The following is a 23,232-nucleotide window of genomic DNA, read 5'->3' as shown; positions in this document are numbered from 1 at the left end:
CCCCGGTAGCGGCGACGCGGCCGGGGCGGTCACCGCGGCCGGGACGTCACCGCGGCCGGGACGTCACCGCGGCCGGGGCCGTGGTGCGGACGGGCCCGCGGCATGCGGGCTAAGGACAGGCGGGCGTAAGGACAGGTGAGCGTGTGGACAGGTGAGCGGACGTCAACGTGCCAGCTTCTCGATGCGCTCGTCCGTGGTCTTCCACGCCTCGTCCGGCTTCTTGCCCTGCTCGACGAGCTGGATCCCCGCCGAGAAGGTGTCCTTGATGCTGCCGTCCTTGCGGCCGAGGATCTGCTCGTCCGGGATCTCCTTCGCCGCCGCCCCGAAGATCTGGCCGATCGGCGCGTCGCTGAAGTAGGGGGAGGTTCCCGAGGAGACTTCGGGCATGCCGAGCGCCGTCTTCGACGACGGGACGTTGCCGAGCTTCTCGAAGATGTACGCCTGCTGCTCGGGCGCGGTCAGCCAGGCCACGAGCTTCTGGGCCTCCTCCTTGACCGGGCTCTTCTCCATCACACCGAGGAACGAACCACCCCAGTTGGCGCCCTTCGGGGCCTTGGCCACGTCCCACTTGCCCTTGTTGGCCGGGCCGGCCTTCTCACTGATGTGGCCGAGCATCCAGGCCGGGCAGACGGTGGTGGCGAAGGTGCTGTTGGACAGACCCGGGTCCCAGCCGGGCTGGAACTGGCGGAGCTTGGCGGTCAGTCCGGCCTGGGAGGCGTCCGTCGCCAGGGTCCAGGCGTCCTTGACAACCGGGTTGTCCTTGTAGATCAGTTTGCCGTCCTTGTCGTAGAACTGCTTCTCGTCGCCGTAGATCATCGCGTTGAACAGCCCGCTGGAGCTGTCCATGTACGCGACCTTGCCGTTCTTGGACTTCGCCTTGAACTGCCGCCCCGTCTCGACGTACTTGGACCAGTCCCCCGCCCACAGCTTGGCCACCTCCTCGCGGTCGGTGGGCAGTCCGGCCTGCTCGAAGAAGTCCTTGCGGTAACAGACGGCCATCGGGCCGATGTCTGTGCCGAGCCCCAGCAGCTTGCCGTCGCCGGTGGTGACCTGGCTCGACTTCCACGGCAGGAAGTGATCGAGGCCCGCGGTCTTGGAGAGGTCGGCGAACTTGTCGGCCTGGGTGTCCACCAGCTCCTTGGCCCGGCCGATCTCTATGCCCTGGATGTCCTTGAGGCCGCTGCCCGCGGCGAGGTGGGTCTGCAGCGCGGTGTAGTAGGTCTGCTCGTCACCGGTCACATCCGCCTCGATCAGGATGTCCGGATTCTCCTTCATGTAGCGGTCGAGGAGATCGGTCTCCTTGAACCCCATGACCCCGAACAGGCCGAGGCTGATGACGGTCTTGCCGTCCTTCGTACGCGCCTTGTCCGTCTCCGAGCCGCCCGAGCAGCCGGCGACGAGAACGAGGGACAGCGCAACCGAGGTGACGGATGCGAGGGTGGAACCGAAGCGTCTGCGGGCAGTGCCCATGTGGATTCCTCCTGGCAGCGGCGCGCAGGCGGGCGCTGCCGCGGCTCACGGTCGACTGGATGGGAGACCCCGCTCCTGATAAGAATGGGAGCGCTCCCAGCGGGTTGTGGAAGACTCTCGGTGAACACGGTCCCGTGTCAAGAGTCGAAGTCGGTTCCGTTGCGCGAATGTGTCCGAACACCGGCCGCCCGTTGGCCAATTGACCGGCGGCCCGCACAATCTCCTGGTGAGCGCCCCCGGCGCCGACCAGGGGCGAGAGTCAGGAGACGTGATGAGCAGCCGTAAACCACCAGGCCGGAGGCCAACTCTTGAAGCCGTGGCCCAGCTCGCGGGGGTGGGGCGCGGTACGGTCTCGCGGGTCGTGAACGGCGCGCCGGGCGTGAGCGCCCGCGCCAGGACGGCTGTCGAGGCGGCGATCGCGGAGCTCAACTACGTGCCGAACCCGGCCGCGCGCTCGCTGGTCACCAGCAGGACCGACAGCATCGCGCTGGTGATCCCCGAGTCGGAGAGCCGGCTCGCCTCGGAGCCCTACTTCTCCGCGGTCATCCGCGGGGTGAGTACGGAACTCGCCGACACCGACATGCAGTTGCTGCTGATCCTGGTACGCGACCCGCGTGAGCGGGACCGGCTGACCCGGTTCGTGGAGGCGCACCGGGTGGACGGGGTGCTGCTGGTCTCGGTCCACCGGGACGACGCGCTGCCGGAGTTCCTGGAGAAGCTGCAGATACCGACCGTGCTGGCCGGGCGCCGTTCGGCCGCGGAGCCGCTGAGCCATGTACGCTCCGACAACGCCGGCGGGGCGGCGCAGGCCGTACGCCATCTCCTCGGCCGGGGGCGTACCGCCGTGGCCACGATCACCGGGCCGCTCGACATGGACGTCGGCGACGGCCGGCTCCAGGGCTGGCGCGACGCCCATCTCGAACGGGGCGCGGAGCCGGACGAGTCGCTGGTGGCCCTCGGGGACTTCACCGAGGAGGGCGGCCGGGCCGCGATGCGGGAACTCCTCGAACGGCGGCCGGACCTCGACGCGGTGTTCGCCGCGTCGGACGTGATGGCGGCGGGCGCGCTGACCGAGCTGCGGGCGCGGGGCCGGCGTGTCCCGGAGGACGTGGCGGTCATCGGCTTCGACGACTCGATGGTCGCGCGCCACACCGTACCGCCGCTGACCAGCGTCGATCAGCCGTCCGAGGAGATCGGGCGGACCATCACCCGGCTGCTGCTCGATGAGATCAGGGACCCCGCCCGGCCCCGGCGACAGCTTGTGCTGCCGACGACACTCGTCCACCGGGAGAGCGCCTGACACACCGCCGGCGTGTCGCGGGCGTGTCACGCGCGAAGTGCGACACGCCGGGGCCTCGTCCCCGGTCCCGGGCGCAACGCGATCCGCCGCAGGACCGGGGACGAGGCCCCGGTACGGGGACCGCGGAGGTCCCCGGGTGTTCGGACCCTGTCAGGTCGGCCGGTCCGCCGGTCTCGGCCGGCGGTGGCGAACAGTCTCAGCCGGCGGTCGCGAACGCGTCGACCCCGGTCAGCTCCGCGGAGAACTTCCACAGGCGGGCCGCCTGCTCGGGGTCGGTCGCGTAGCCCCGTACGCCCGCACGCGCCGTGCCGTCCTCCGGGGCGGGCTCGGCGATGTCGCAGTCCTCGCAGTAGACGCCGCCCGTGTCCGCGAGCCGCGGTGAGGTCGCGGCCCAGACCTGGGTGGCCGCGCCCTGCTCCGGTGTCTTGAACGACGGGTGGACCGCGTTGCCGTCCTCGTCGATCCAGCCGGCCGCGACCATCTCCTCACGGGCGAGGTGGCGCTGGAGCGGAGTGAGGATTCCGCCGGGGTGCAGCGCGAACGCCCGTACGCCGGACTCCCCGGCCAGCGCGTCGAGGTGGACGGCGAAGAGCACGTTGGCCGTCTTCGCCTGGCCGTACGCCTGCCACTTGTCGTAGCCGTGCTCGAACCACGGGTCCTCCCAGCGGATCGGGGAGTTGTGGTGCCCGGTGGAGGACACCGAGACGACCCGCGCCCCGCCGGGCGCGATGGCCGGCCAGAGCCGGTTGACGAGCGCGTAGTGCCCGAGGTGGTTGGTCGCGAACTGCGCCTCCCAGCCCGGGCCGACACGGGTCTCCGGGCAGGCCATGATCCCCGCGTTGTTGATGACGATGTCGAGCGTCCGGTCCGTGGCGAGGAAACGCTCCGCGAAGTCCCGGACGCTGTCGAGGTCGGCGAGGTCCAACTCGTCCACCTCGGTGTTCTCGATACCGGCCAGTTCCTTCCGGGCGGTGTCGGGCCGCCGGGCGGGCACGACGACCCGGGCACCGGCCCCGGCGAGCGCGCGGGTGGTCTCCAGGCCCAGCCCGGAGTAGCCGCCGGTGACCAGGGCGAGCTTGCCGTCGAGGTCAATGCCGCGCAGCACCTCCCGGGCGGTGCTCCCGGCGCCGAACCCCGATCCGATCGGGTGCTGGGGAGTCCGGTGCGGTGCTGCCTCGTTCTGTGGGGTTGTCATGCGACGCAGGCTACGAATTGGAGCGCGCTCGAAGTCAAGCCCCCTCGCGGGCCCCGGGGCGCGGTTCACCCCACTGGGCGTCCGGCTGCGCGAGAGTCGAATCCACCAGCGGACTTCTGCGCGCGACACGCCCACGATCGCGTCAGTCATACGTGGTCCGGGCGGATCAACTGCTAGGCAGGGACGTTCTCGTCCGTTCCGGAGCTCTGGAGTCAGCCATGTCGATCGATGCCGTCCCCGCCCAGGACCAGCAGTCACCCCGCGCCCACCCGCTCATCCTCGGGCAAGCGTACGACGGGGGCGCGCGCGGAGCGGGCGGCCCGGTCGAGGAGCGGAACCTCACGTTCGACGGGTTCCGCTACACCTGTCGGGTCGTGCACCGCGACGCCCCGCTGACCGAGCCGGTCCTGCTGCTGGGCGGCTCGTCCCAGGACCGCAACTCCTGGGTACGCCACGAGAAGTGGCTCGGCCCGGTGGCACAGATGATCACGGTGGACCTGCCGGGGTACGGTACGGCCGACTTCCTGCCCGCCTCGTACGGGGTCGACTTCCTCGCCGCCGTCGTCCGCCATCTGCTCGACGAACTCGGCGTCCCGCGCGTCAACATGGTCGCCGCCTGTTTCGGCGGGGCGATCGGGGTGCGGTTCGCCCAGCACTACCCGGCGATGGTCGCCCGGCTGATGCTGGTGGGCATGACACCCCGGATCCCGGCGGACTACGCGGCGGCGATGGAGCGGTGGGCCGTGATGATCGACCGCGGGGAGACCGACACCATCGCCCGGGAACTGGCGGACCGGTTCATGTCGCCTCCCGGCACCGGGCTGGTCCGCAAGCACGCCGCCGTCTCCCGGCTGGTGTACCAGCAGATCGCCGGTCAGGACCCGGAGCAGCTCGGCAAGTCCGCCGAGCACAACACCCGGCTGATGCGGCACGAGTGGTACCGGCCCGAGCCGGTCCCCGCCGTGCCGAGCCTGGTGGTGACCGGCGAGCACGACACGCTGACCACGCCCGCGATGGGACGCGAGGTGGCCGCGGCGCTCCCCGAGGCACGGTTCCTGACCGTCGACGAGACCGACCATCTCGCCCCGGTGGAGCGGATCCCGGACTTCGCCGATCTGATCGCGCGCTTCTGCACCGACCGCTCGCTGGACGGGCTGCCGTACACCTGCCGTCCCGAGATCCTGGGCACGGCGGTCGCCGCACCGGACCGCCGGGGCTTCGCCGGCCGGGCCGCGTGCTGACCGCGGCCGGGGCCGGTCGGCGGGGTCAGCCCGTCACAGGGCGGCCGAAGCGGACCGGGACCCCCGGGGAGGCGAGGACGCTCACGGGGTCCCCGGCCGGCGCGGGCAGCCCCGCCGCGGCCACCAGGTTCTCGGTGCACTCGATCAGCTCCGCACGCCGCAACGGCCAGCGCGGATGGGTGTTCGGCAGATACAGCGACCGGCCGCCGAGCGAGGTGTGCAGGGCCCAGCGGGCGGTCAGGAAGTGCTCCAGCGCGGTGGGCTCCTCGACGGGCGCCCCTGTCCGCACCACGATCCGGCTGTGCGCCCCCCGCGGGCCCGGGAGGCGCCGTCTGCTGGTGTACGTGAGGGTGTCGCCGGCGCGCTCGACCGCCATCCGGGACCAGGCGTACGGGATCCGGAATCCGGCGCGGCCGATCGCCACCGGGATCAGCCGGGAGGCGTCCAGGGAGCGGAAGACGACGCCCCGGCGCCCCTGCCGGTCGACGGAGTAGAGCCGTACGTTGGTCTCGGGGAAGGTGCCGAGGTACGGGATGCCGGGGAGGCGCAGCCATCCGACCCGGTGCATCCGGAAGGCGACGAGGCCGACATAGGTGACCTCGTCGAAGGTGTCGGGAACCGTGCCGCGCGGCAGCAGCGGCGCCACGTGCGCCGGGTCGACCGCCCAGTGCAGAAAGGCCAGATCGAGCCAGGACTGGGTGAGCAGCGGCCTGGGCTCGTCCCGCGGCGGGTCTGCCGTGACCGGTTCCGGGGCGCTGGAGGTCGGATGACGCACCCGGTCAGCATCGCAGACGCCCGGGAGCGGCGACCGGCCAGGTGCCCGGCCGGGCCGGGCGCGCGCCCGGCCCGCCCCGCCGCGCAGCGGGTTCACGCATCATTGCCGCGCCGGGGCGGGCCACGTCGCGCGGCCCGCCCCGGTGGTGTTCCGGCGTGTCCCGGCGTCCGGGGGCCCGGCGGAAGGGCGACGTGCGGTCAGACGCCGCGGCCGGTCCCGCCCGCGCCGGTCCCCGCCGCCTTCTTGATGCCCTGGGTGATCTCGTCCATGACGGAGAGTTCGGGCGCCTTGTCGTTGACGTCGAAGCCGGAGCGGACCACGACCAGCACCTTCGGCGAGGCCGGGGAGGGAAAGGCGAGCGACTGCACGTAGCCGTCGTCACCCTTGCTCGTGATCACCTTCCACCGCACCAGATAGCCCCGCTGCCCGGCGACGGTGACCGCCTCGGACTTGAGTTCCTCGTGCGAGGAGATCTCGCCGTAGGTCGCGCCGCCGTACGACTCCTTGGCGTTGGTGTCGATGTCCTGCTCCGCCACTGCCTTGGCGTTGGTGGCGGTGATCTTCAGCGCCACGGCGGGCACGGAGAACACGCCGCCCCGTACGCAGGACTGAGAGGTGTCCCCGGGGCACTTGTACGTCCCGGTGGTCACCCCGGCGCCGACCGGGCCCGACTCGCCGGTCCAGCCGTCCGGGACGGGGATGCTGATCCCGCTGGCGCCGTCGGTGGCGTAGCCGTCCTCGGTCTCCGGCTGTCCGGGCGCACCGTTCCCCCCGCCGCCGGAACCGCCCGGGCCACCGGGCCCGTCGGGGGCCGGGGAGCCCTCCCCCGGCTGCGAGGGCGCCGTGGACGGCGCGGAGCCGGAGCCCGCCCTGCCCACCGCGTCGGTGCCGCCGCCGTCGCGTCCGAGCAGGTAGAAGCCGCCCGCGAGGGCCATGGCGACCACCGCGGCGGTCGCCCCGACGGCGATGCGCCGTCCCTTGTTCCGCGGGACGGGCGGGGGCGCCGGCGGGTAGGGCGGTGCGGCCGGCTGGTCCCACTGGCCGGTGGGGGCGGCGCGGAGTTCGTCGGTCCACGCGGACCCGTCCCACCATCGTTCCTGGCGTGGACCGTCACCTGAGTGCCCCGGGTCGGGATGCCAGCCGGGCGGCGTCGTGTAAGTCACGACGCTCAGCTTAGGCATATTGTCTGAAAGGCTGGTGAGAGGCCCATGAGAATCCGCCCTCTCACCCGTCCCCCGGCCCCGGCCCGCTCCTCCCGTCCGACCGCTGGACGATGCCGCGCACCACGCCCAGCGCCACCAGGTCCTGCGGCCGCAGCCGGAGTTGGTCCGCCGTCGCGCGGGTACGCCCCGGGTCGCGCTTGAGGATGGCCGTGGCGAGTTCGGGCGCGATGACGGAGAAGTAACTGTCCGGCGTGGCCCAGGTGTTGTCCGCGGCCGCCAGGGCGAGCGCACCGCCCGAGCCGCCCTCGCCGATCAGCAGGGTGGTGACGGGGACCCGGGCGGCGGCCACGGCGGCGAACAGATCCGCGATGGCGGCGCCCGCCCCCGTGCGCTCCGCCCGCGCGTCGTTGGCGGCGCCAGGGGTGTCCACCAGGGTCAGTACCGGGATGCCGAGCCGTTCCGCGAGCCGGATCAGCCGGGCGGCCGTACGGTATCCGGCCGGGAGCGTGGCGGTCCCGCACTGCGCGGCGTACGCGACCGTACGCCCTTCCCGGCGGCCGAATCCGCAGAGCATGCCCGGGTCCGTACCGCCGCAGCGGTCGCCGCGGATCTCCTCCCGGTGGTCGAAGTACGCGTCCAGGTAGGCGGCGGCGCGCGGCCGTTCGGGCGAGCGGGCCGCCAGGACCGCGTCCCATCCGGTGGCGGCGGGACCGGAGGAGCCCAGCGCGGCGGGCGGCGGCGGGGCGCCCCCGGCCCACCCGCCGGGCGGCTCCGCGCGGCCGCCGGTGAGCAGCGCCAGCCAGCGGGCGACCGTGGCGGCCAGTTCCTCCTCGGCCACCACCGCGTCGAGCTGCCCGGCGGCGAGCTGGGCCTCGGCGGTGTACGCGGACGGATCGGCGTCCGTGGGGCGTACCCGGGACCCCGCGAAGCCGATCTGGGCCCCGGGCAGCGCGAGGACGACATCGGCGCCCGCGCCCAGAGTGGCCCAGCCACCGCCGGTCGTCGGGTCGCGCACCACCGCGAGCTGCGCGAGCCCGGCCGCCCGGGTCAGCGCGGACTCCCCGGCCACGCGCTGGAGTTGGAGCAGGGCCCGCATGCCCTCCTGCATCCGGCTGCCGCCGGTCGCGATCAGCGAGACGACCGGCAGCCCCCGTTCGCGCGCGTGACGGTACGCGCCCGCCAGCCGGTCGCCGGTGCGCTCGCCGAGGGAGCCGCCGAGAAAGCCGAACTCGAAGGAGACGACGACCGCTTCGGTGGCGCCGATCCGGCCGGTGCCGCAGACGACGGACTCCCCCTCGCCGGTACGGTCCGCCGCCCGGGCCAGCGCGGCGTCGTACCCCTCCCAGCCGAGCGGGCCGTCCGGGGCGGACCTGCCCTCGGGGACCGGGAGTTCGGTGAACGTTCCGGCGTCGCTCCCGAGGACCGCCGCGATCGCCTCGCGCGCGCCCCGCCGCTCAGCCATGGAGCGCCCGCTTCATGATCTTCCCCATGTCGTTGCGGGGCAGCGCGTCCAGATAGCGCACGGTGCGGGGCCGCTTGTGCGCGGCGAGCTGCCCGGCGACGTGGTCGGCCAGTTCCTGCTCCGTGGGCGGCGCTTCGGGGTGCGCCGGGACGATCCAGGCGACGATCCGCTCGCCGAGGTCGGGGTCGGGCTCGCCGGTTACCGCGGCCTCCCGTACCCCGGCGTGTTCCAGCAGGACGTTCTCGATCTCACCCGCGCCGATCTTGTAACCGCCGCTCTTGATCAGGTCGGTGGCCTTGCGGCCGACGATGCGGACATATCCGTCGGGGTCCCTGATCGCCATGTCGCCGGTGCGGAACCAGCCGTCGGTGAAGGCCGCCTCGGTCGCGTCGGGACGGTTCAGGTATTCGGTGAAGAGGTTCGGGCCGCGTACCTGGATCTCGCCGACGCTCTCGCCGTCGTACTTCTCGACGGCGGCGCCCGACTCGTCGACCAGCCGGAGTTCGACGCCGTGCAGCGGGACACCGACCGTTCCGGCGCGCGGTTCGCCGTCCGCGCGGACGCTCGTGTTCATCAGGGTCTCCGTCATGCCGTACCGCTCGACGACCCGGCGGCCGGTCGCCGCGGCGATCCGCCGGTGGTCGTGGACGGGCAGCGCCGCCGAGCCGGACACCAGCAGCCGCGCGCCGGCCAGCGCCTCGGCGAGTGCGGGGTCGTCGGCGAGCGCCTCGGCGATGCGGTGGTACATCGTGGGCACGCCGAAGAGCATGGTGGCGCCCGAGGAGAGTTCCCGGGCGACGCCCGCGGTGTCGAACCGTCCGAGATGGGTGACGGAGCCGCCCCGGCGCAGCGGACCGAGGATGCCGAGGATCAGTCCGTGGACGTGGAACAGGGGCAGCGCGTGGACCAGCACGTCGTCGGCGGTCCACTGCCAGGCGTCCGCCAGCGCGTCGAGGGTGCTGGTGAGGGCGCGGCGGGGCAGGACGGCGCCCTTGGGCGGCCCGGTCGTGCCCGAGGTGTAGACGATCAGCGCGGGCGCCTCCGGCGACGGCTCGGTAAAGACCTCCGGCGCCTCCTCGCCCGCGCCCGTGCCCGCGTCCGTGTCGAGGCGCGGCAGCGCGGCCAGCGCGGGCGGCAGGGTGACACCGGGCTCCGCGAGAACGAGGGTCGGGGCGCTGTCCCGGGCGATGTGGGCCAGTTCCCGTTCGCCGCTCCTGGGATTGACGGGGACGACCGGGACCCCGGCGAGCAGCGCCGCCACCACCCCCACCGCCGTGCCGAGGGTGGGGGTGGCCCAGATCGCGACCCGCCGTTCGCCCGCGAGCCGGCGGGCCAGCGAGCCTGCCGCGTCGGCCAGTTCGGCATGGGTGAGGGCGCGGTCGCCGAACCGGAGCGCGGGGCGCTGCGAGCGGGCGGCCAGGGCCGGGAAGAGAGGGGACACGCGTCGTTCTCCTTGCTGTGGACGGGTCTGACCGGTCATCCGAAGCCTGGCACCACCAGCAGCAGCCAGACAGCGGCGGGTACCGCCGCCACCACGATCCCCCCGTACACCATGAGCTGGCGGAAGAAACGCTCACGGTCGACATCGGGCGCGGCGGCCAGTACGAGGGCGCCGTTGGTGGAGAAGGGGCTGACGTCGACGACGGTCGCCGAGATGGCGAGCGCCGTGATCATGCCGATCGCGCCGATCTCGCCCTGTGCGAGGAAGGGGACGGCGAGCGGGATGAGCGCGCCCATGATGCCGACGGACGAGGCGAACGCGGAGACGATCGCGCCGATGTAGCAGAGCAGTACGGCGGCGAGGAGCGGGATGCCGATGTCGCCGACGGCGTTGCCCGCGTAGTCGATCGTGCCCATCTCCTCCATGACGCCGACATAGGTGAGGACGCCGCAGATCAGCAGCACGGTCGGCCAGGCGATCTCCCCGACGGCCTTGCGGCTGGTGTCGGGCCAGCAGGCGCTGAGGAGGACGGCGAGGGTGATGGCGGAGAGTCCGGCGTCGAGATCGAGAACGAGGACCGCGACGACGAGCGCGGCCAGGGCGGCGAGGGTGGCGGTACGGGCCGGGGTGAGCCGTGAACTCCCCTCCCCCGCGGGCGGCTTGCCGTGCTCGCCTGCCGCACCGTCCGGGGCCGGCCCGGACCGGGTGCCGCGCAGCGCGAGCCCGCCGCAGCAGACGAAGACGATCCCGGCGATGACGAGATTGACCGCGAGCGAGGCGAGGAAGAGGGTGAGCGGGCTGCCCGGCAGCTTCTCCCGTTCGACGATGCCGTTGACGATCGTTCCGTAGATGCTGATGGGGGAGAATCCGCCGCCCTGGGCCCCGTGCACGACCATGGCGCCCATCAGCAGCGGGCTGATGCCGTAGCGCGCGGCGAAGCTCAGCGCGATCGGCGCGACGATCGCGACGGCCGCCGGGGAGACGGCTCCGATCGCGGTCAGCAGCGCGGTGATCGCGAACATCACCCACGGAATCAGTGCGATCCGGCCGCGGACCAGCCGGATCGCGGCATGGACCAGCCAGTCCGTGGTGCCGTTGGCACGGGCGATCGCGAAGAGATAGGTGACGCCGACGAGCACGACGAAGAGATCGCCGGGGAAGCCCGCGAAGATGCCCTTCGCGTCGAGGCCGGCGACGAGTTCCCCGACGCCGAACGCGGCGGCGAAGGCGAGCGCGCCCATGTTGATGGACCGGGTGGTGGCGATCACGAAGACCACCACCAGCACAAGTATCGAGATCAGTTCGGCGGACATGGCGCGGGCTCCCGTCCCTGGGTCCCTCGGTGCGGAGAGGAAGTGGGCGACGACCGGCTGGCCACACGGGGCCAAGGGGGTCGGGCGACTGAATTGGACCACTGGCCAAGTGGCTGGACCACATTGGCCGCGGACCGGGACGGGCGTCAAGGGATCCGACAAGAATTGGCTCAGCCACTGGTCCGCCCGGTGTTAGGCTGACGCGCCCGGGACCGGGAGGAAACGGGCGAGGCGGTGACCAGGGAGGGGTGTCCGGATGTCCGACGCGCGAGGCTCTGTGCCGGGTCCCCCGGCGGCGGAGGACCCGGCCCGGGCCCTGCGACCGATGGCCCGGCCGCGCCTGTACGAACAGGTCCTCGACCGGCTGCGGAGCTATGTCGCCGAGGGGCGGCTCGGCGCGGGCGACCGGCTGCCGCCCGAGCGGGAGCTGGCGCAGCGGCTCGGGGTCAGCCGTGCCTCCGTCAAGCAGGCGATCGTCGTCCTGGAGGTCCAGGGTCTCGTCGAGGTGCGGCACGGCGGCGGCACCTATCTGCGCAAGGACAGCCTCGACCCGGAGCCGGTGGAGCGGCTGGTGGAGCGCAGGCGCCGGCTGCCCGATGTGCTGGAGGCCCGGGAGGCGCTGGAGACCAAGCTCGCCGAACTCGCCGCCGAGCGCCGTACGGCGCCGGACCTGGCCGCGCTCCACGACGCGCTGCGGCACATGGAGGAGGAGATCGCCGCGGGCGGCCACGGCGTCGAGGGCGACCGGCTCTTCCACGCCGCGGTGACGGCCGCCGCGCACAGCGCCCTGCTCGCGGAGTTCATGCGCGCCATCTCCGAGCAGATCACCGAGAGCCGCCACGAGTCCCTGCGGCAGCCCGGCCGCCCCGCGCGGTCGCTGGCGCAGCACCGCGCCATCCTGGAGGCGATCGAGGAGCGGCGGGGCAAGGCGGCGGCCGCCGCGATGCGCCGCCATGTGCGGACGGTGGCGAAGGTGCGCCTGCTGGACTGGAATCCGGAGGACGGCGCCTGAGACCGCCGCCGGCTCAGGAAGGCGGCCCGACAGGCTCTCAGTCGAAGGTGTCGGGATCCGGGCCCGTGCGCATCCCGCGGTCGAGCGTGCTCAGCGCGTGCAGGTCGTCGGCGGACAGTTCGAAGCCGAAGAGGTCGAAGTTCTCCCGGATCCGCGCCGGGGTGGCGGACTTGGGGATCACGATGTTGCCGATCTGGAGGTGCCAGCGCAGCACCACCTGGGCGGGCGTCCTGCCGTGCCGCCCGGCGATCCCTCTGATCGTCTCCTCCTGGAGGAGCGCGCCCTGGGCGAGCGGGCTCCACGCCTCGGTCGCGATGTCGTGCTGGGCGTGGAAGTCACGCGGTCCGGCCTGCTGGAGGCCGGGGTGCAGCTCGATCTGGTTCACGGCGGGGACGATCCCGGTCTCGTCCAGCAGCCGCTGGAGATGGGCGGGCTGGAAGTTGGACACCCCGATGGCGCGGGTGCGGCCGTCCGCCAGCAGCTTCTCCAGCGCGCGCCAGGTGTCGACGTACCGGTCACGCGCGGGGGTGGGCCAGTGGATGAGATACAGGTCCACCCGGTCGAGACCGAGCCGGTCCAGGCTCGCGTCGAAGGCGGTGAGGGCCGCGTCGTACCCCTGGTCGTCGTTCCAGAGCTTGGTGGTGACGAACAGTTCGTCGCGCGGGATCCCGGAGTCGGCGAGGGCGCGGCCGACGCCCGCCTCGTTGCCGTACACGGCGGCCGTGTCGATGCTGCGGTAGCCCGTCTCCAGCGCGGCGCGGACCGCGCCGGCGGTCTCCGCGTCGTCGATCTGGAAGACGCCGAAGCCGAGCCGCGGGATCTTGACACCGTTGTTGAGAACGACGTGGGGGACGGAGGTCATGGCGTTTCCTCGCCTTCCGTTTCCGGCGTGTCACCCCGGCCACCAACGTATCGGCACCGGACACGGCGCGCGCTGCGGGCCTACGGCGTACGGGCGTACGTGAGCCGGGCGGGAGACCTCGGTCAGGTCTCCCGCCCGGCTCCGTCCTCGGCGACGGTCCGCGCCCGGTCGCCGCGGGGCGCGGTCAGCCGCGCCGCGCGGTGCCGTCCTTGCCGTAGCGGCGCTCGAAGCGCTCCACCCGGCCCGCGGTGTCCACCACGCGCCCCTTCCCGGTGTAGAAGGGATGGCTCGCGGAGGAGATCTCGACGTCGACGACGGGGTACGTGTTTCCGTCCTCCCACTCGACACGCTGGTCCGAGTCCGCGGTGGAGCGCGTCAGGAAGGCCACTCCACCGGCGCGGTCCCGGAAGACGACCGGACGGGAGACGGGGTGGATACGAGGCTTCATACGGGATTCCTTCCTCGGTGGCCGAACGTCACGGTTCGTTCCCGACGGTCACGGGAGATCCCGGACCGTCACGGCCGGAGACGGAGCTGGAACTGGATGTCATGTCCATCAACCGGCATGTCGGTGTAACGCGGGAGCCGTCCGCTCCATTCCCGGCGGGTCGCCGGGGCGGGAACACGAGACACTGGGTCCGACGGAATGCGATCACGGCCCGCCGGGTTCTCCCCTCGGGAGCCGCGCGGCCACCGGGGCGCGGGCGTACAGGAAAGTGGGCGTCAGCCATGGGCGAGTTGATCCTGGTACGGCACGGGGAGACCGCCTGGTCCCTGTCCGGGCAGCACACCAGCTACACCGATCTGCCGATGACCGGGCGCGGCGAGGACGAGGCGCGTTCGCTGGCGCCGCTGCTGCGCGAGCGCCGGATCGGCCGGACGCTCGTCAGCCCGATGGCCCGCGCACGGCGCACGGCGGAGCTGGCCGGTCTCGCCCCGTACGAGGTGGAACCGGATCTGCGGGAGTGGAACTACGGCGGGTACGAGGGCATCGCGACCGTCGAGATCCGCCGTACCCGTCCCGACTGGGATCTGTGGACCGACGGTGTCGTCCCCGGCCCCGCGGGCCAGCCCGGCGAGGGCCCCGGCGAAGTGGGGCACCGCGCCGACCGGGTGCTCACCGAGGCGCTGACGGCGCTGGACTCCCTGGGCGGCGCGGATGTCGCGCTCGTGGCGCACGCCCATTTCCTGCGGGTGCTGACCGCGCGCTACCTCGGTCTCGCCCCCGCGGCCGGCTCGCTCTTCCACCTCGCGACCGGCACCGTCTCCCGGCTCGGCACCGAGCACGACCGTCCGGTGGTCACCGCCTGGAATCTCGCCCTGCCGGCGAGCGCGCGCACCACGGCGCCGCGCGAGCGGGAGCGCACCGCCTGACCGCGCCCCCGCGGGGCCCCGTACCACGCGACAGAGCGCCGGCCCGGTGGAGATGAATCCACCGGGCCGGCGCCTTGTCGCCTCGGTTCAGGAGGGGAGGATGTTCTCCGCCTGCGGGCCCTTCTGGCCCTGCGTGACGTCGAAGGTGACCTTCTGGCCCTCCGACAGCTCACGGAAGCCCTGGGTGGCGATGTTCGAGTAGTGCGCGAACACGTCCGGACCGCCGCCGTCCTGCGCGATGAAGCCGAAGCCCTTTTCCGAGTTGAACCACTTCACTGTTCCACTGGCCATGATGAGTCTCCAATTCAAGGGACGCGTTGATTCCCGCACGGTACGGGAACCGGAGGTGATCGCCTTGGTCCTTAGAGACGCTGAACAGCACAAACGCCCGTGACGGCACGTCACGGGCGAGCGGTACTTCGGAACCACGACAGCTTGATCAAGACGCTACAGTGCGCGACGCGATACAGCCACAGAAACCGCCAACTCTTGCGCGCGTGCCGCACGATCGGACCGCGTTCGGCCCATAATCACCCTTTCGCTCCCCTACCAGCGCCCGTGGACCGAGGCGCGCAGCCGCCGGTCGTACAACTCCCGAACGGCGTCCAGGGTGGCGGGCGGCAGGGGCGGCAGGACGCCGGCCGCCGCGTTGGCGCGGACCTGCTCGACGGAGCGGGCGCCGGGGATCACGCTGGTGACCCCGGACTGCTGCGCGATCCAGGCCAGCGCGGTCTGCGCGGGCGTCATCCCCTCGGGCGCCAGCCCGGCGAACTCGACGGCGGCGGCCAGCCCGGTGGCGTAGTCGACGCCGGAGAAGGTCTCGCCCTGGTCGAACGCCTCGCCGTGCCGGTTGAACGCACGGTGGTCGTCGGCAGCGAAGACCGTGTCCTTCGTGTACCGGCCGGAGAGCAGCCCCGAGGCGAGCGGGACGCGCGCGATGACGGCGGCGCCCGCCGCGCGGGCGGCCGGCAGGACCTCCTCCAGCGGCTTGGTCCGGAACGGGTTGAGGATGATCTGCACGCCCGCGACACCGGGCCGGGCGAGGGCGGTGAGCGCCTCGGCGCAGGTCTCCACGCTCACGCCGTACGCCGCGATCCGCCCCTCCTCGACCAGGGTGTCGAGCGCGTCGAAGACCTCGTCCGACGCGTGGACGGACGTGGGCGGGCAGTGGAGCTGTACGTAGTCCAGGGTGTCGACCCCGAGGTTCGCGCGCGAACGGTCGTTCCAGACACGGAAGTTCGCCAGGGTGTAGTTCTCGGGCCGCTGTTCGGCGCGCCGGCCCATCTTGGTCGCCACGAAGACCCCCGCGTCGGGGTGGTCCTTCAGATAGCGGCCGATGAGCCGCTCGCTGCGCCCGTCGCCGTACACGTCCGCGGTGTCGAAGAAGGTGACACCCGACTCGACAGCCGCGTCCAGGACGGCGAAGGCGTCCGGCTCGGCCACCTCGCCCCAGTCCGCGCCGAGCTGCCAGGTGCCGAGTCCGATGGCGGAGACGTCCCGCCCTGTCCTGTCCCACGCGCGCTGCTCCATGCCGATCATGCTACGGCGTCCCCGGGGCGATAATAATTTTGCGCATCGTGCACTTTTGCATACTCTGCACGATGTGCAGAGTGAAGGTGCGGCGCTCGGTCTCCGTGAGCGCAAGAAGCGGGCCACCCGGACGGCGCTGTCGGAGGCCGCGGTACGACTGGCCGCCGTTCACGGGGCGGAGAACGTCACCGTAGAGGCGATCAGCGAGGCCGCCGGGGTCTCGCCCCGTACGTTCTTCAACTACTTCGAGAGCCATGACGACGCGTTCGTCATGATCGACCGGACCGTGGGCGAGCGGGTACGGCGCGCGGTGCGCGAGGCACCGCCGGAGCTTTCCGCGTTCGAAGCGGTACGCGAGGCGCTCGCCACCGAACTCACCCATGTGGAGGAGAGCCAGGAGATCTGGGACCTGCGCAGCGCGGTGCTGCGGCGCTCGCCCCATCTGCTGCTCCGCGGCATGGGCGCGCATATCGCCGAGGAGTTCCAGCTGGCGCAGACGATCGCCGAACGGCTCGGCTCGCCGCCCGTGCCGACGCCGGTGACGGACACCCGGACGCCTGGCACGCCGGACGCCTGCGCCAAGGGCCCCGACACCTCCCATCTCGGTCTCTACCCCCGGCTGCTCGCCGCGGTCGCCAGCACGGCCGTACGGGTCGCCGTCGAGCACTGGTGCGCCCAGCGCGACACGGTCACCTTCCCCGACACCTTCCGGCGCGTCTTCGGCCATCTCACCGACGGGCTGGCCGAGCCGAGGACCGACGGCTGCCCCCCTGACCCACCTGCCGCGTGACACGCATGCCCCGAACCGAACGCAGACGAAGAAGGACACCTTGAGTGCTACAGAGGCGCCGGAACAGGCGCCGACCTCCATGACCAACCGCCAGATACTCCAGGCGATGTCCGGCCTGATGGCCGGCATGTTCGTCGCGATCCTGGCCGGCACGGTGGTGGCGAACGCCCTGCCCCGCATCATCGCCGACCTGAACGGCAGCCAGTCCTCCTACACCTGGGTCGTCACCTCCGAGCTGCTCGCCATGACGGCGACCGTGCCCCTGTGGGGCAAGCTCGCCGACCTCTACAACAAGAAGCTGCTGCTCCAGCTCTCGCTCGCGCTGTTCGTCGTCGGCTCGCTGCTGGCCGGCTTCTCGCAGGGCGTCGGCCTGCTGATCTTCAGCCGGGTCGTCCAGGGCATCGGCGCGGGCGGTCTGACGGCCCTCGCGCAGATCGTGATGGCCGCGGTCATCCCGCCGCGCCGCCTCGGCAAGTACGCGGGCATCTTCGGCGCGGTCTTCGCCGTCGGTACGGTCGCCGGGCCGCTGGTCGGCGGTGTCATGGTGGACACCTCGTGGCTCGGCTGGCGCTGGTGCTTCTTCATCGGGGTGCCGTTCGCGCTCGTCGCGATCCTGCTGCTCCAGCGCACGCTGCGGCTGCCCACGGTCCGCCGCGAGGTGAAGATCGACTACCTGGGCGCGTTCCTGATCGTCGCGGGCGTCAGCGCGCTGCTCATCTGGACCTCCCTGGCGGGCAACAGCTTCGACTGGTTGTCCTGGCAGACGTTCGCGCTCACCGGTACGGGTGTGGTGCTGCTGGTGGCCGCGGTCCTGGTGGAGGCCCGGGTGCCCGAGCCGGTCATCCCGCTGGACATCTTCCGCAACCGCACCGTCACCCTGACCACGGTGGCCAGCCTGCTGGTCGGTGTCGCCATGTTCGGCGGCACGGTCTTCCTCTCCCAGTACTTCCAGATATCCCTCGGCAAGACCCCGACCGTCGCGGGCCTGATGGGGATGCCGATGATCCTCGGGCTGCTGGTGTCGTCCACCGTCGCCGGACAGATCATCAGCGCCACCGGCAAGTGGAAGGTCTACCTGATCGCGGGCGCCGTGATCATGACGGCCGGTCTGGGGCTGCTGGCCACCATCGACGCCGACACGGGCTTCGGGCTGCTCAGTCTGTACATGGCCATCCTGGGCGTCGGCGTCGGCCTGCTGATGCAGAACCTGGTCCTGGCGGCGCAGAACGACGTGCCGGCCTCGGAACTGGGCGCGGCCACGTCCGTCCTGTCGTTCTTCCGGAGCATGGGCGGGACGATCGGGACGAGCGTGCTGGGCGCCATTCTGGCGAACCGGGTGACGGCCGAGATCACCAAGAGCCTGGGCGAGAGCGGCCAGGCCCCGGCCGGCGGCTCGGGCGAGAGCGCCGTACCGGACATGTCGACGCTGCCGGCGCCGATGCGGGCGATCGTGGAGAACGCCTACGGTGTCGCGACGGCGGAGCTCTTCCTCGTCGCCACGCCGTTCGCCGCGCTCGCGCTGGTCGCGGTCCTCTTCATCAAGGAGAAGCCCCTCAAGACCACCAGCGGCATGGAGCGGCTCGCCGAGGAGGCCGCGGCGGGCAGGCAGGACGGGGAGGCCGGGGAAGCCGGGGAAGCCGGTCGGAAGTCCCCGGCCGCTCCGGTGGGCTGACCGAAGGTTCCCACCACCGGCGGAACGGAGGGCGGGGGACGGACCGGGGGCCGAGCCCCGGGTCCGTCCCCCGTCCCGGTGGTGTCCGTGGGCCGTTCGGTGCCCGAGCACCGGGGCCGCGGGTCAGTGGGGCGTGGCGGCCAGGGCGCGGTCGCGGCGTACCCCCACCCCCAGGTTCTGGTGGATCTCCGTCGTGGCCGTCGAACGGTTGAGGGTGATGTAGTGCAGGCCGGGGGCGCCCTCGGCGAGCAGCCGCTCGGCCATCACCGTGGCGTACTCGACGCCGATGCGGTGCCCCTCCTCGGGCCGGTCCTTGGCGGCTTCGAGCCGCGCGGCCAGTTCGTCGGGGAAGCGCGCGTCGCTGAGCTCGGCGAAGCGGCGGATCTGCCGTACGTCGGTGGCGGGCATGATCTCCGGGATGATCGGCGTCGCGCACCCCGCCGCCGTGATCCGGTCGCGGAACCGCAGATAGTCCTCGACGTGGAAGAACATCTGGGTGATGGCGTAGTCGGCGCCCGCCCGGCACTTGGCGACGAAGTGGCGGACCTCGCTCTCCCAGTCGGCGGAGCGGGGATGGCGCTCGGGGAAGGCCGCCACGCCGACCGTGAAGTCCCCCAGCTCCCTGATCAGGGTGACGAGTTCACCGGCATGGGTGAAGCCCTCGGGGTGGGGCACCCAGGCGCCGCGCGGGTCGCCGGGCGGGTCGCCGCGCAGGGCCAGCACGTCGCGGATCCCGGCGTCCGCGTACTGGCCGACGATGTGGCGCAGTTCGGCCACCGAGTGGCCGACGGCGGTGAGATGGGCGACCGGGCGCAGTGTCGTCTCGGCGGCGATGCGCTTGGTGACCTCGATCGTCCGGTCGCGCGACGAGCCGCCGGCCCCGTAGGTCACGGAGACGAAGGACGGCGCGAGCGCCTCGATCCGGCGGATCGCGTTCCACAGCGTGCGTTCGCCCGCCGCGGTCTTCGGCGGGAAGAACTCGAAGGAGTACGAGGGCCCGTCGCCGGCCGGCAGGCCGCGGGAGGCCCCCGGGTCGTGGTGCGGACGGTCCGCGGTCTCTGCCGCCATGGAGGAGGTCCTTCCTGAAGTCACCCGGTATGTGGACGGGTACGGTCCGCACACATTAGCCGTGATACGCGTCCGACCGCGGGCGTGACCACAGTCTGATCACCCGTGCTGAGGAGCGGGGCAACCGGCCCCGGGGCGCACGGAGTTCGGCTCCGCGCGCCCCGGGACCACCGGGCCAGGAGCCCCGCTCAGGGCTGGGCGGGCGCCCCGCTCCAGACGCCGGTGGCGGCGGTCTCGCGGGCGTAGTCGGCGAAGTCGCGGGGCTCGCGTCCCAGGACCTCCCGCACACCGTGCGCCGGAACGGCGTTGCGGCCGTCGAGGATCAGCTCGAAGAGGTCCGCGAACTCGACCGGCAGCCCGCGCGCCGCCAGCCCGGCGCGGTAGACGTCGACGGGGACGGGACGGTAGTGGATCTCCCGGCCGGTGACCCGGGTCAGTTCGGCGGCCACCTCACCGAAGCCGAACGAGCGGGGTCCCGTCAGTTCGTACGTCCTGCCGGTGTGCCCGGAGCCGGTGAGCACGGCGGTGGCCACGTCGGCGATGTCGTCGGCGTCGATGAAGGGTTCGACGGCGTCGCCGGTCGGCAGCACCAGCTCACCGGCGAGGACGGGCTCCAGGAAGAAGCTCTCGCTGAAGTTCTGGTGGAACCAGCTCGCCCGGAGCACCGTCCAGTCGGCGCCGGACTCCTTCACGCGCTCCTCGCTGTCGAGCGCGCCCTTGTCGCCGCGTCCGGAGAGCAGCACGAGACGGCGCGCGCCCCGGGCGACGGCCTGTGCGGAGAAGGCTCCGATGGCGTCCGCGGCGCCGGGGAGCCCGAGGTCGGGGTAGTAGGTGACATAGACGGAGCCGACGCCCTCCAGGGCCGCGTCCCAGGTGGCGGGGTCCTCCCAGACGAAGGGCGGGGCGGCGGCGCGGGAGCCGATCCGTACGGGAATTCCCCGGGCGGTCAGCCGCTGTGCGACCCGCCGTCCGGTCTTGCCGGTGCCGCCGACGACGAGAACCGTCCCGTTCCCGGCATCCGGCGCGTTCTGCGTGTCCTGCGTGCTCTGTGTGTGCTGCGCGTTCTGCGTCATGGGGACAGCCAACTCCCCGCGGAGCGGTGGCGACATGGCCGTGAAGCTCACCTCCATACGCGCGCGTCCAGGGCGGGCCGCTCGGATCAGGCCGGGCGCGCGTGCCCTGGCACCGCCGGGTCGGGGTCGCGCCACACGGCCGCCTGTTCCTCGACGACCGCCAGGTAGGCCGAGGCACGCGCCGCCGCGGCGGCGCGGCGCGCGGGCGGCAGTCCGCGCAGGGCGCGGCTCCGCGAGCGGCGGGTGAGCAGGTCGACGGAGAGCGGGGTGCGCGGGGAGAGGAGGAAGGCGCGGGCCCGGCGCCGGGCCCGGTGGCGCAGGACGACGGCGAACCCGAGGGCGATGAGGAAGTTGACCCCCACCCTGACGCCGAGGCCCCCGGCGGAATCCAGCAGCGGCGCGTCGAACAGCCAGTGCATGCCCATCGCGGTGAGCACGCAGGCCGCCGCCGGGGCGATCCTGCGGCGTACGGGGCGGTCGTCGTGGGAGAGGAGGATACCGACGCCGGTGCCGGCGACGGCGGTCATCGCCCAGTGCGAGCCGAGCCCCGTCACCATCACCCGGGTGGCGAAGGACTGGCTGACCTCGGCGGTGCCGTGCACTCCCCCGCCGAGCAGGATGGCGTTCATGGCGTACGTCCAGTTCTCCATGACCTGGAAGCCGAGACCGGTGAACGCGCCGAGGAAGAACCCGTCCAGCGGGCCCCGTACCAGCGGCCGGGCCACGAGGGCGATCAGGACGACGCCGCAGAGTTTGAGGAGTTCCTCGTTGAGCGGTGCGGTGAGCGCGGCGGCCCACCGGGAGCCGAAACCGATGCCGGCCGACTTGGACCAGATGCCCTGGAGCCCGGTGTTGGCGACGAGGGCGCAGCCGGCCGCCGCGGTGGCCCCCCAGAGGACCCCGCTCCAGGCCCAGCCGGGCGGCGGTGCCCGGAACGGGCGGACCCGGCCGAGGACGGCCGTCCCGACGCTTACGGTGAGCGCCAGCAGGACCAGGGCCAGCAGCGCGGAGCCGGGGAAGACCCGGACGACCGGGCCGAAGTCGTCCAGGAGCAGGGCGAGACCGAGCAGGCACACGGCGGCGAAGGCCCAGCGAGCCGGCCGGCGTCTCCAGGAGCCGCGTACGGCGGTGACCAGGAGGCGGAGCCGGGCGGCCACCGGAGGCGTGGCGGCGGGGGCGGTCATGACGTCCCCGGGGGAAAGGTGAGGCCGCGGGCCATGGCCGTGGCGTCGGCCACCGCGCCGGGGGCTGCGCCGGGCCGGGCGAGGACGATGATCTCGACGGCGTAGCCCCGGCCGGGCGGCAGCCAGAGGGTGGCGGATCCCGTGCGGCCCCCGCCGGTCAGCCGTCCCGAGCGCCCGATGGCGCCCCGGGCGCCGGTGAGCGGCCGGGCGGCGCCCAGCCGGCTGCCGCTGTCGGCGACGGACTGGACCTTGCGCAGCCCGTTCCAGAGTTCGCCCGGGTCCCCCGCCTCGGTGAGACCGATGTACCGCGCCGCCAGGCCGACGCCGTCGCGGGAGAGTGTGTATGCGGTGTCCGGGTCGCTGGACGACTTGCTGAGCCCCCAGCCGGGCCCGACCACCCGGAGCACGGCGGCGTCGCCGTCGGGGCCGAGTTCCAGGGCGGTGCCCGCGGCGACCCGTTCGCGGTCGCCCAGGGCCGTGTCGATCAGCGGCCAGCCGGCCGTGAGCGCGGCGACGACGAGCAGCACTCCGAGGACCGGGGCCCAGGGCCGTGTGCCCCTGCGGCCGGGGCCGGGCGGGTCCTGGCGCGGGCGCCGGGTGGCCGGTGCGGGGTCCATCGGGTCAGACGTCGTGGCGCAGCGGGGTGAGCTGCTCGATGTCGTACCGCTTGCGCAGATCGGCGATGGCCGCCGGATCGGGGGTGCCGTCCTCCTTGAGGATGCCGAGGAGTTCCTCGAAGTACCGTTCGTGGTCGGAGGGCGGGGATGCCTGGAAGAACATCCTGGCGGGCTCGCCGCCCCGGTTGGCGAAGGCGTGCGGACAGCCGGGCGGGACGACGACGACGGTGCCCGGGGTGGCGCGTACCGTCCTCATGCCGGACGCGGACTCCCAGTGGCGCCAGTCGTCGCTGAGCACCCGCGGTTCGAAGGCCAGCACGTCGAGTTCGCCGTCGAGGATGTAGAAGAGTTCCTCGCTGTGGGTGTGCCGGTGTGCGCCGACGTCGAACCCGGGCGGGACGACGACCTCGAAGCTGGAGGAGACCCGGGAGTGGGCTCCGGTGACCTTGAAGGTCACCTCCTGCGCCGCGGTGAGGATGGTGGTGCCTCCCCCCGGCGGGACGATCAGTCCCTGGGACGGCGTCACGTCGGTCATGCGGTGCTCCAGGACGGTGGACGGGGATGGGTACGGGCGGGGGGGGGGGGCCCGCCCGGCGGGGGGGGGGGGCCGGCCCCCCAGCCCCCCGCGCGGGGGGGGGGCGGGCGGCGCGGCCCCGCCCCCGCGCCCCGCGCCCGCCCCCCCACCCCCGC

At 72.8% G+C, this 23,232-nt stretch carries 22 protein-coding genes; 6 read left to right on the top strand and 16 right to left on the bottom strand.

From position 1 onward, the window contains the following. Window positions 1–162 precede the first annotated feature (162 nt). Window positions 163–1,470 carry an ABC transporter substrate-binding protein gene (locus ACFXKG_RS34425; RefSeq protein WP_384847323.1) on the bottom strand — a complete coding sequence of 436 codons (1,308 nt, stop codon included), beginning with the start codon at window positions 1,468–1,470 and terminating at the stop codon, window positions 163–165. Window positions 1,471–1,741: 271 nt separating this feature from the next. On the opposite strand from ACFXKG_RS34425, the gene ACFXKG_RS34420 reads away from it, so the two are divergent. Continuing rightward, window positions 1,742–2,770: a LacI family DNA-binding transcriptional regulator gene (locus ACFXKG_RS34420; protein ID WP_382897980.1), complete on the top strand. Its 1,029-nt coding sequence runs from the start codon at window positions 1,742–1,744 to the stop codon at window positions 2,768–2,770. Window positions 2,771–2,966: 196 nt separating this feature from the next. On the opposite strand, the gene ACFXKG_RS34415 is transcribed toward ACFXKG_RS34420, so the two are convergent. After that, window positions 2,967–3,965, bottom strand: a complete 999-nt coding sequence (locus ACFXKG_RS34415) for an SDR family NAD(P)-dependent oxidoreductase (protein WP_384847321.1) — start codon at window positions 3,963–3,965, stop codon at window positions 2,967–2,969. Window positions 3,966–4,183: 218 nt separating this feature from the next. Here ACFXKG_RS34415 and ACFXKG_RS34410 point away from each other — a divergent pair, with 218 nt between their 5' ends. Continuing rightward, on the top strand, window positions 4,184–5,206 hold the full coding sequence (locus ACFXKG_RS34410) for an alpha/beta fold hydrolase (protein ID WP_384847320.1): 1,023 nt from the start codon (window positions 4,184–4,186) through the stop codon (window positions 5,204–5,206). A 25-nt stretch (window positions 5,207–5,231) separates the two neighbouring features. Here the strand turns inward: ACFXKG_RS34410 and ACFXKG_RS34405 are convergent, their stop codons facing one another. From ACFXKG_RS34405 to ACFXKG_RS34385, 5 genes are all read right to left on the bottom strand, one after another. Further along, on the bottom strand, window positions 5,232–5,981 hold the full coding sequence (locus ACFXKG_RS34405; RefSeq protein WP_384847318.1) for a YqjF family protein: 750 nt from the start codon (window positions 5,979–5,981) through the stop codon (window positions 5,232–5,234). 197 nt (window positions 5,982–6,178) lie between these two features. Then, complete coding sequence (locus ACFXKG_RS34400) at window positions 6,179–7,144, bottom strand: DUF2510 domain-containing protein (protein WP_384847316.1); 966 nt, start codon at window positions 7,142–7,144, stop codon at window positions 6,179–6,181. Between the two features lie 61 nt (window positions 7,145–7,205). Beyond that, window positions 7,206–8,606, bottom strand: coding sequence for a carboxyl transferase domain-containing protein (locus tag ACFXKG_RS34395; protein ID WP_384847314.1), 1,401 nt, complete (start codon window positions 8,604–8,606; stop codon window positions 7,206–7,208). After that, window positions 8,599–10,047 (bottom strand): acyl-CoA synthetase, encoded by a 1,449-nt coding sequence (locus ACFXKG_RS34390; RefSeq protein WP_384847313.1) that lies wholly within the window; start codon window positions 10,045–10,047, stop codon window positions 8,599–8,601. Before ACFXKG_RS34390 ends, ACFXKG_RS34395 begins: the two co-directional genes overlap by 8 nt. Window positions 10,048–10,082: 35 nt before the next feature. Next, a complete protein-coding gene (locus tag ACFXKG_RS34385) occupies window positions 10,083–11,360 on the bottom strand; it encodes an SLC13 family permease (RefSeq protein WP_384847312.1) in 1,278 nt (425 codons plus the stop codon). Window positions 11,361–11,616: 256 nt separating this feature from the next. On the opposite strand from ACFXKG_RS34385, the gene ACFXKG_RS34380 reads away from it, so the two are divergent. Continuing rightward, window positions 11,617–12,372, top strand: a complete 756-nt coding sequence (locus ACFXKG_RS34380; protein ID WP_384847310.1) for a FadR/GntR family transcriptional regulator — start codon at window positions 11,617–11,619, stop codon at window positions 12,370–12,372. 37 nt (window positions 12,373–12,409) lie between these two features. On the opposite strand, the gene ACFXKG_RS34375 is transcribed toward ACFXKG_RS34380, so the two are convergent. Then, complete coding sequence (locus ACFXKG_RS34375; protein WP_384847308.1) at window positions 12,410–13,234, bottom strand: aldo/keto reductase; 825 nt, start codon at window positions 13,232–13,234, stop codon at window positions 12,410–12,412. 184 nt (window positions 13,235–13,418) lie between these two features. Next, a complete protein-coding gene (locus ACFXKG_RS34370; protein ID WP_384847306.1) occupies window positions 13,419–13,682 on the bottom strand; it encodes a type B 50S ribosomal protein L31 in 264 nt (87 codons plus the stop codon). A 281-nt stretch (window positions 13,683–13,963) separates the two neighbouring features. Between ACFXKG_RS34370 and ACFXKG_RS34365 the strand changes: the two genes are divergently transcribed. After that, on the top strand, window positions 13,964–14,608 hold the full coding sequence (locus tag ACFXKG_RS34365) for a histidine phosphatase family protein (protein WP_384847304.1): 645 nt from the start codon (window positions 13,964–13,966) through the stop codon (window positions 14,606–14,608). Between the two features lie 87 nt (window positions 14,609–14,695). On the opposite strand, the gene ACFXKG_RS34360 is transcribed toward ACFXKG_RS34365, so the two are convergent. Both ACFXKG_RS34360 and ACFXKG_RS34355 read right to left on the bottom strand, forming a co-directional pair. Then, the gene (locus ACFXKG_RS34360; protein WP_382899324.1) at window positions 14,696–14,899 is read right to left on the bottom strand and encodes a cold-shock protein; all 204 of its coding nucleotides are present in this window, start codon (window positions 14,897–14,899) and stop codon (window positions 14,696–14,698) included. Window positions 14,900–15,154: 255 nt separating this feature from the next. Further along, window positions 15,155–16,147, bottom strand: coding sequence for an aldo/keto reductase (locus ACFXKG_RS34355; protein ID WP_384847302.1), 993 nt, complete (start codon window positions 16,145–16,147; stop codon window positions 15,155–15,157). 55 nt (window positions 16,148–16,202) lie between these two features. Here ACFXKG_RS34355 and ACFXKG_RS34350 point away from each other — a divergent pair, with 55 nt between their 5' ends. Together ACFXKG_RS34350 and ACFXKG_RS34345 are read left to right on the top strand one after the other, a co-directional pair. After that, complete coding sequence (locus ACFXKG_RS34350; RefSeq protein WP_384847427.1) at window positions 16,203–16,928, top strand: TetR/AcrR family transcriptional regulator; 726 nt, start codon at window positions 16,203–16,205, stop codon at window positions 16,926–16,928. A gap of 79 nt (window positions 16,929–17,007) precedes the next feature. Next, on the top strand, window positions 17,008–18,600 hold the full coding sequence (locus ACFXKG_RS34345; RefSeq protein WP_384847424.1) for an MDR family MFS transporter: 1,593 nt from the start codon (window positions 17,008–17,010) through the stop codon (window positions 18,598–18,600). A 123-nt stretch (window positions 18,601–18,723) separates the two neighbouring features. On the opposite strand, the gene metF is transcribed toward ACFXKG_RS34345, so the two are convergent. The 5 genes from metF to ACFXKG_RS34320 all read right to left on the bottom strand — a co-directional run bounded on the left by metF (window position 18,724) and on the right by ACFXKG_RS34320 (window position 23,077). Continuing rightward, the gene (metF, locus tag ACFXKG_RS34340; RefSeq protein WP_384847300.1) at window positions 18,724–19,668 is read right to left on the bottom strand and encodes a methylenetetrahydrofolate reductase [NAD(P)H]; all 945 of its coding nucleotides are present in this window, start codon (window positions 19,666–19,668) and stop codon (window positions 18,724–18,726) included. 188 nt (window positions 19,669–19,856) lie between these two features. Continuing rightward, window positions 19,857–20,741 (bottom strand): NmrA family transcriptional regulator, encoded by an 885-nt coding sequence (locus ACFXKG_RS34335; protein ID WP_384847298.1) that lies wholly within the window; start codon window positions 20,739–20,741, stop codon window positions 19,857–19,859. Window positions 20,742–20,827: 86 nt separating this feature from the next. Then, complete coding sequence (locus ACFXKG_RS34330; RefSeq protein WP_384847296.1) at window positions 20,828–21,925, bottom strand: PrsW family intramembrane metalloprotease; 1,098 nt, start codon at window positions 21,923–21,925, stop codon at window positions 20,828–20,830. Continuing rightward, complete coding sequence (locus ACFXKG_RS34325) at window positions 21,922–22,542, bottom strand: hypothetical protein (RefSeq protein WP_384847294.1); 621 nt, start codon at window positions 22,540–22,542, stop codon at window positions 21,922–21,924. The genes ACFXKG_RS34330 and ACFXKG_RS34325 overlap by 4 nt, the downstream gene beginning before the upstream one ends. A 4-nt stretch (window positions 22,543–22,546) precedes the next feature. Further along, window positions 22,547–23,077: a cupin domain-containing protein gene (locus ACFXKG_RS34320; protein ID WP_384847292.1), complete on the bottom strand. Its 531-nt coding sequence runs from the start codon at window positions 23,075–23,077 to the stop codon at window positions 22,547–22,549. Between the last annotated feature and the right edge of the window lie 155 nt (window positions 23,078–23,232).

The sequence above is a fragment of the Streptomyces sp. NPDC059255 genome, assembly GCF_042752355.1.
Lineage (GTDB): Bacteria > Actinomycetota > Actinomycetes > Streptomycetales > Streptomycetaceae > Streptomyces.
Note: the sequence above shows the minus strand (reverse complement) of the source record. Positions and strands in the feature narration are given on the sequence as shown.

Bases quoted from the DNA above. Each gene is read 5' to 3' on its own strand.
- ACFXKG_RS34425 (WP_384847323.1), bottom strand. From the start codon at position 1,470: ATGGGCACTGCCCGCAGACGCTTCGGTTCCACCCTCGCATCCGTCACC.
- ACFXKG_RS34420 (WP_382897980.1), top strand. From the start codon at position 1,742: ATGAGCAGCCGTAAACCACCAGGCCGGAGGCCAACTCTTGAAGCCGTG.
- ACFXKG_RS34415 (WP_384847321.1), bottom strand. From the start codon at position 3,965: ATGACAACCCCACAGAACGAGGCAGCACCGCACCGGACTCCCCAGCAC.
- ACFXKG_RS34410 (WP_384847320.1), top strand. From the start codon at position 4,184: ATGTCGATCGATGCCGTCCCCGCCCAGGACCAGCAGTCACCCCGCGCC.
- ACFXKG_RS34395 (WP_384847314.1), bottom strand. From the start codon at position 8,606: ATGGCTGAGCGGCGGGGCGCGCGCGAGGCGATCGCGGCGGTCCTCGGG.
- ACFXKG_RS34385 (WP_384847312.1), bottom strand. From the start codon at position 11,360: ATGTCCGCCGAACTGATCTCGATACTTGTGCTGGTGGTGGTCTTCGTG.
- ACFXKG_RS34380 (WP_384847310.1), top strand. From the start codon at position 11,617: ATGTCCGACGCGCGAGGCTCTGTGCCGGGTCCCCCGGCGGCGGAGGAC.
- ACFXKG_RS34375 (WP_384847308.1), bottom strand. From the start codon at position 13,234: ATGACCTCCGTCCCCCACGTCGTTCTCAACAACGGTGTCAAGATCCCG.
- ACFXKG_RS34370 (WP_384847306.1), bottom strand. From the start codon at position 13,682: ATGAAGCCTCGTATCCACCCCGTCTCCCGTCCGGTCGTCTTCCGGGAC.
- ACFXKG_RS34365 (WP_384847304.1), top strand. From the start codon at position 13,964: ATGGGCGAGTTGATCCTGGTACGGCACGGGGAGACCGCCTGGTCCCTG.
- ACFXKG_RS34360 (WP_382899324.1), bottom strand. From the start codon at position 14,899: ATGGCCAGTGGAACAGTGAAGTGGTTCAACTCGGAAAAGGGCTTCGGC.
- ACFXKG_RS34355 (WP_384847302.1), bottom strand. From the start codon at position 16,147: ATGATCGGCATGGAGCAGCGCGCGTGGGACAGGACAGGGCGGGACGTC.
- ACFXKG_RS34345 (WP_384847424.1), top strand. From the start codon at position 17,008: ATGACCAACCGCCAGATACTCCAGGCGATGTCCGGCCTGATGGCCGGC.
- metF (WP_384847300.1), bottom strand. From the start codon at position 19,668: ATGGCGGCAGAGACCGCGGACCGTCCGCACCACGACCCGGGGGCCTCC.
- ACFXKG_RS34335 (WP_384847298.1), bottom strand. From the start codon at position 20,741: ATGACGCAGAACGCGCAGCACACACAGAGCACGCAGGACACGCAGAAC.
- ACFXKG_RS34330 (WP_384847296.1), bottom strand. From the start codon at position 21,925: ATGACCGCCCCCGCCGCCACGCCTCCGGTGGCCGCCCGGCTCCGCCTC.
- ACFXKG_RS34325 (WP_384847294.1), bottom strand. From the start codon at position 22,542: ATGGACCCCGCACCGGCCACCCGGCGCCCGCGCCAGGACCCGCCCGGC.
- ACFXKG_RS34320 (WP_384847292.1), bottom strand. From the start codon at position 23,077: ATGACCGACGTGACGCCGTCCCAGGGACTGATCGTCCCGCCGGGGGGA.